This window comes from Pseudomonas sp. Ag1 (genome assembly GCF_000278565.1).
In the GTDB taxonomy this organism is placed as follows: Bacteria; Pseudomonadota; Gammaproteobacteria; order Pseudomonadales; family Pseudomonadaceae; genus Aquipseudomonas.
In genome coordinates this window covers 1-4,919 of record NZ_AKVH01000021.1, presented here as the reverse complement: position 1 = coordinate 4,919, position 4,919 = coordinate 1, and the positions used below count along the sequence as shown (strand labels likewise).

Sequence of the window (4,919 nt, the reverse complement as noted above, 5' to 3'; positions counted from 1 at the left end):
CCTGCGATGGCATCGCCCAGGTGTGTCTGATGTACCGAGTTGTCTGCGTCGCAGGCAAGCCAGCTCCTACAGAAAAGCCGCTCTGCTTCTGCTCTGGTTTCTAACCTGCAGGTCGGCTTTCAGGCCGCCGTGCTCTTGCTACGGATCCCCCCCAGAAACCCCTGGGCCCCCACGTGCGCCGCTTAGGTCACTCCAATGCGTCAGAGTGCGTCGCTTTTAACCCCCCTGCGAAATTGAGCCCCCCGCCTCCCCGCTCAATACTCAACCCATGAAAACAACAAGCCGAGCCTATCAAGCGCTGGGCGCACCGCTTCAGGCCCGCAACACCCTGCAGCCCGGAATAAGCGTGCGTCGCCCCGCCAAGGAAGAGTCAATCGGAACAGTGGAGGCCTTACCACCCTCCCCAGCAGCATGGAATCAATGCTGGCCATAACACTGCCGATCCAACTGACTGCATACAAAAGGACGCACCTGGCATCGACACCAGGCCCACGCCTTGCAAGTCGCTCAACATTTGCACCCACCACCCAGGCAGGAACTCGAAATGAAAAAAGAAATAGAGACGGGTTATGGTTTGACCGGCATTGACTTCAATTCCCTCAGCTTGAAACGACGCTCGTTCCTGCTGGGCGCTGCCGCCTCTGCCGCAGGCTTGTACCTCGGCTCGTTCGTGCCCAGCGCATTTGCCGCCACCACCGGGCACCTGGAAATCCTCGGCTGGGAAGGCGAAACCGGCGACGCCGAACTCGCCGACTGGCGCAAGCAACGCAACGTTACCGTGCGCTCCAGTTATGCCAGCAACCAGGACGACATCACCGCCCGGCTGGCAGGCTCCGATCCGGTGCAGCTCGACCTGACCATGTACGCCTTGGGCTACGAAAAGATCTATCAGGAAATGGGCCTGCTCAAGGCCATCGACACCACGAAGATCCCCAACTATTCCGCCGACAATACCCTCGCGCTGTTCTACAAGGGCAGCCGTTGGTACTGGGACGGCAAGCAATGGGGCATCCCGTTGCTGTGGGGGATGAACACCATCATCTACAACCCCAAGAACGTCAAAAAGCCCACCCAATACACCGACCTGCTGGACCCCAAGCTCAAGGGCAAGTTGACCTTTGTCGATGACGGCACCTCGAACTGGTCGCTGATCGCGACCATCGCCGGCTACGGCGACAAGTACCCCAACCTGACCCGCGCCGAATTCAACGACGCCTTTGAAAAACTCAAGCCGTACCGTGATCAATGCCGCGTGTTCGCGGCTTCGTCGGGTGACGCGGTATCGCTGCTGGTATCGGGTGAAGTGGACGCGGTGTTCTCGGCCTCCGCCAACACCCCGAGCGAAACCATCAAGCGTGGCGTGACCACTGCCCTGTCGGTGCCCAGCGAAGGCGCAGCGCTGTGGTGCGATGCGTTGTTCATCCCGAAAACCGCCAAGGATATTCCCCTGGCCCTGGAGTTCATCAACAAGACCCTGGAGCCCGATACCCAGGCCAAGATGGCAACCACGATGTTCTCCGGCGTGGTCAACCCCAAGGCCGTGCCGCTGCTGCCCGAGGACCTGAGAAACACCTTTGACTACGCGAACCTCGACAGCTTCTTCGAGAAATCCAAACTCTATGGCCAACCGCCCCTGAGCTCCGAAAAGTATGTGACCTATGCGGAATGGATCGATCAGTGGGCGAACTTCAAAGGCTCGTTCTAGAGCGCTTGGCACGCCGGCGCTGGCAACCGTGGGGTGGGTGTTCATCAACACGCGCCCCACGGGTCAACGCGCCCTGACTCTCGAATAAAAACGCAAAGGCAACCTCATCATGACCGTAGTCAACAACACCGAGTCCATGCCCCTGGACGACGGCGATTCAAGGGTCGGTAAACACGTGAAGATGGATAAGAGAACCCTCAGCGGGTATTGGCTGGCGTCGCCGCCGTTGCTGTTTCTGGTGGTGTTCTTTCTGGTTCCGTCGGCACTGTTGCTGATTGCCAGTTTCTGGACCGCCAAGACCTTCAGCATGGAGCCCGCCGCCACCCTGGCCAACTATGCCAAGGCCCTGAGCGCCAGCGGGTTTTATGACTCGCTGTGGATCGCCCTGCAAAACGGCTTCTGGACCGCCCTGCTCTCCACCGTGATCAGTGCGCCGGTGGCCTATTACATCGTGTACCGCACACGCTCCAACGCCGTGTTGTACCTGGCGTTGGTGTCGTGGTTTTCCAGTTACCTGGTACGGGTCTACGCATGGCGCTCGATCCTGGGCACCAACGGCGTGATCAACTCCACCCTGCTGCACTTCGGCCTGATCGACCAGCCGCTGGAGTGGCTGGTGTTCAGCAAGTTCGCCGTGGTGCTGACCCTGGTGCACATCATGCTGCCCTTCACCCTGTTGCTGCTGGTGTCGGGCCTGCGGGACATCAAGAAGGACTACCTGGAGGCCGCTGCCGACCTGGGCGCCGGCGGTGTCACCATTCTGTGGCGGGTGATCATGCCGATGGCCCACAAGAGCATCGTCAGCTCGTTCATGTTCACCTTCGTGCTGGCCGCCAGCGACTACGTCACCCCGCAACTGCTGGGCGGCCGGGATGCGATGACCACCGGGCTGGTGATCGCCAACCAGTTCCGCTCGGTAGGTAACTGGCCACTCGGTGCGGCGATGGCTTATCTGCTGTTGATCGTGTTCATGCTGGTGTACGCGTTGCTGCTGGGGGTGTTGCGCGCAGCCAACCTGGCACCCGGCAAGCGTTACCACGACTGACTGCCGCTCATAAAAAAGGTAACTCCCCATGATCCGGTTATTCACTTACGTCTACATGTTGTTCCTCTACGCGCCCATCGCGATTATCGCGCTGTTCAGCTTTCACTCGTCCGCCTCGCTGTCGTTCCCGTTCGAGGGTTTTTCCACGCGCTGGTACGAGGCGCTGTTCAGCAGTTCGGACTTCATGACAGCCCTGACCAACAGTGCGATCGTCGCCGCCGGTTCGGCGATTCTCACCACGCTGCTGGGCACGTTCTCGGCCCTGGCGCTGATGCGCATGAAAGGCCGGGTAAAAGCAGTGTTCGCGTTCATGAACTTCGCCCCCATCGCCTTGCCCGGTTTGTTTTTGGGGATTGCACTGGTGATTTTCTTCTCACTGGTCGGCCTGCCCCGCTCGCTGCTGACGGTGATCATCGGCCACACCCTGTTCACCTTTCCGTTCTTCGTGGAGTCGGTGCGCTCACGGCTGGAGTATTTCGACCTGTCGTTCGAGGAGGCCGCGCGTGACCTCGGCGCCTCGCCCCTCAAAGCGTTCTGGCTGGTGACGCTGCCGATCATCGGGCCAACCATTGCCGGCGCCGCGATCCTCGCGGTGGCGCTGTCGATGGATGAATTCCTGATCACCGTGTTCGTCACCGGCAGCGACACCACGCTGCCCCTCATGATTCTTTCGATGATGCGCCGCGCCGTCAGCCCCACCATCAATGCCGCCTCGGTATTCATGCTGGTGGTGACCATAGCCATCATCGCCATTGCCGGCCTGGTCATGACCTTGCGTCGTCGCCGCCTCGAACTTGAACGTGCTGAAACTGCAGAGTAATCACCATGACCAACAGTATTGAACTGACCGGGATTTCCAAGAGCTACGGCAACCTCACTGCCCTGGGCAAAGTCGACCTCACGGTAAAACGCAACGAGATCCTGACCCTGCTCGGCCCCAGTGGCTGCGGCAAGACCACCCTGATGCGGATCATTGCCGGCTTCGAAGAGCCCACCACCGGCAAAGTGGTGATCGACGGCAAGGACTCCACCGCCCTGGCGCCTGAACACCGCCCGGTGAATATGGTGTTCCAGAAGTACGCGCTGTTCCCGCACCTGGACGTGTTCGACAACGTGGCCTTCGGGTTGCGTTTGAAGAAGAAGCCCAAGGATGAGATCAAGCGTGAAGTGAACAAGGCGCTGGAACTGGTGCAACTGGAAAGCTTCAAGAGCCGCTGGATCTCCGAGCTCAGTGGCGGGCAGGCGCAACGTGTGGCCCTGGCCCGCGCACTGGTGAATCGCCCGGCGGTGTTGCTGCTGGACGAGCCGCTGGCGGCCCTGGACCTGAAGATTCGCCATCACATGCTTAACGAGATCAAGCGCATCCACGAAGAGACTTCCACCACGTTTGTGTATGTGACTCACGACCAGGACGAAGCGATGATCTTGTCGGACCGTGTGGTACTGCTGAACAAGGGTGGCATCGAGCAGATCGGCGGGCCGCAGGAGATGTATTGGTCGCCGCGCACGTTGTTTGCCGCCAGGTTTTTCGGCGATACCAATATCGTCAACGGCACGTATGGGCTCGGTGGCGTGGTCGAATTGCCGTTTGGGCGTTATGCCCATACGGCTAAAAGCGGCGTGGGTGCAGGGCCGGTGAATGTGTCGATCCGGCCTGAAACCATCGGCCTTGAGCCGGCTCTGGGCGCCGCACTGGCCGACGGTGCGTTCGCCGGGAAGGTCAAGGACACTTCGTTTATCGGTAATCGGGTGATCTACCGCGTGGAGGTGGCCGGTGGCACGCTTGATCTCAAATGCCAGCAACTACCGACTCCCGGCAGCCACGCACTGCCGCCGGGTACGAACGTGGCGTTGACCTGCAAACCGGAAAGCTTTGTGGTGATTCCGGTCTGAAGGGGTTGAACATGGGGCCTGGCTGAAGCAGCCGAGGTTCATTTTTACGCTGGATCATGCGCTCTTTCACGGGAGGCTGGTCTGGCGTTTTTTTTGCCCGGGGGGGAAGAGAGTAATGGTCGGTTTTATTGAGCGGGAAGTGGGCCCTCCGGTAAGTCTAGATTTACCGGGGGCCCGTGCCGGGCTGACCATCTCATTAGGGTTCTGCCCCGCCTGTCGGCGCCTCGCTAGGGCTCGGCGTTCCCTCACTCCGGCACCGCGAAGCGGGCCGCCGCG

At 60.3% G+C, this 4,919-nt stretch carries 4 protein-coding genes; all 4 read left to right on the top strand.

What is annotated here, in order from left to right; all coding sequences use genetic code 11:
• Window positions 1–544 precede the first annotated feature (544 nt).
• The 4 genes from A462_RS32080 to A462_RS32095 all read left to right on the top strand — a co-directional run bounded on the left by A462_RS32080 (window position 545) and on the right by A462_RS32095 (window position 4,643).
• Window positions 545–1,705, top strand: a complete 1,161-nt coding sequence (locus tag A462_RS32080; protein ID WP_008430158.1) for an ABC transporter substrate-binding protein — start codon at window positions 545–547, stop codon at window positions 1,703–1,705.
• Between the two features lie 109 nt (window positions 1,706–1,814).
• The gene (locus A462_RS32085) at window positions 1,815–2,750 is read left to right on the top strand and encodes an ABC transporter permease (protein ID WP_008430156.1); all 936 of its coding nucleotides are present in this window, start codon (window positions 1,815–1,817) and stop codon (window positions 2,748–2,750) included.
• A 28-nt stretch (window positions 2,751–2,778) separates the two neighbouring features.
• Window positions 2,779–3,570 carry an ABC transporter permease gene (locus tag A462_RS32090; protein WP_008430153.1) on the top strand — a complete coding sequence of 264 codons (792 nt, stop codon included), beginning with the start codon at window positions 2,779–2,781 and terminating at the stop codon, window positions 3,568–3,570.
• 5 nt (window positions 3,571–3,575) lie between these two features.
• Window positions 3,576–4,643, top strand: a complete 1,068-nt coding sequence (locus A462_RS32095) for an ABC transporter ATP-binding protein (RefSeq protein ID WP_008430152.1) — start codon at window positions 3,576–3,578, stop codon at window positions 4,641–4,643.
• The last annotated feature ends 276 nt before the right edge of the window (window positions 4,644–4,919 follow it).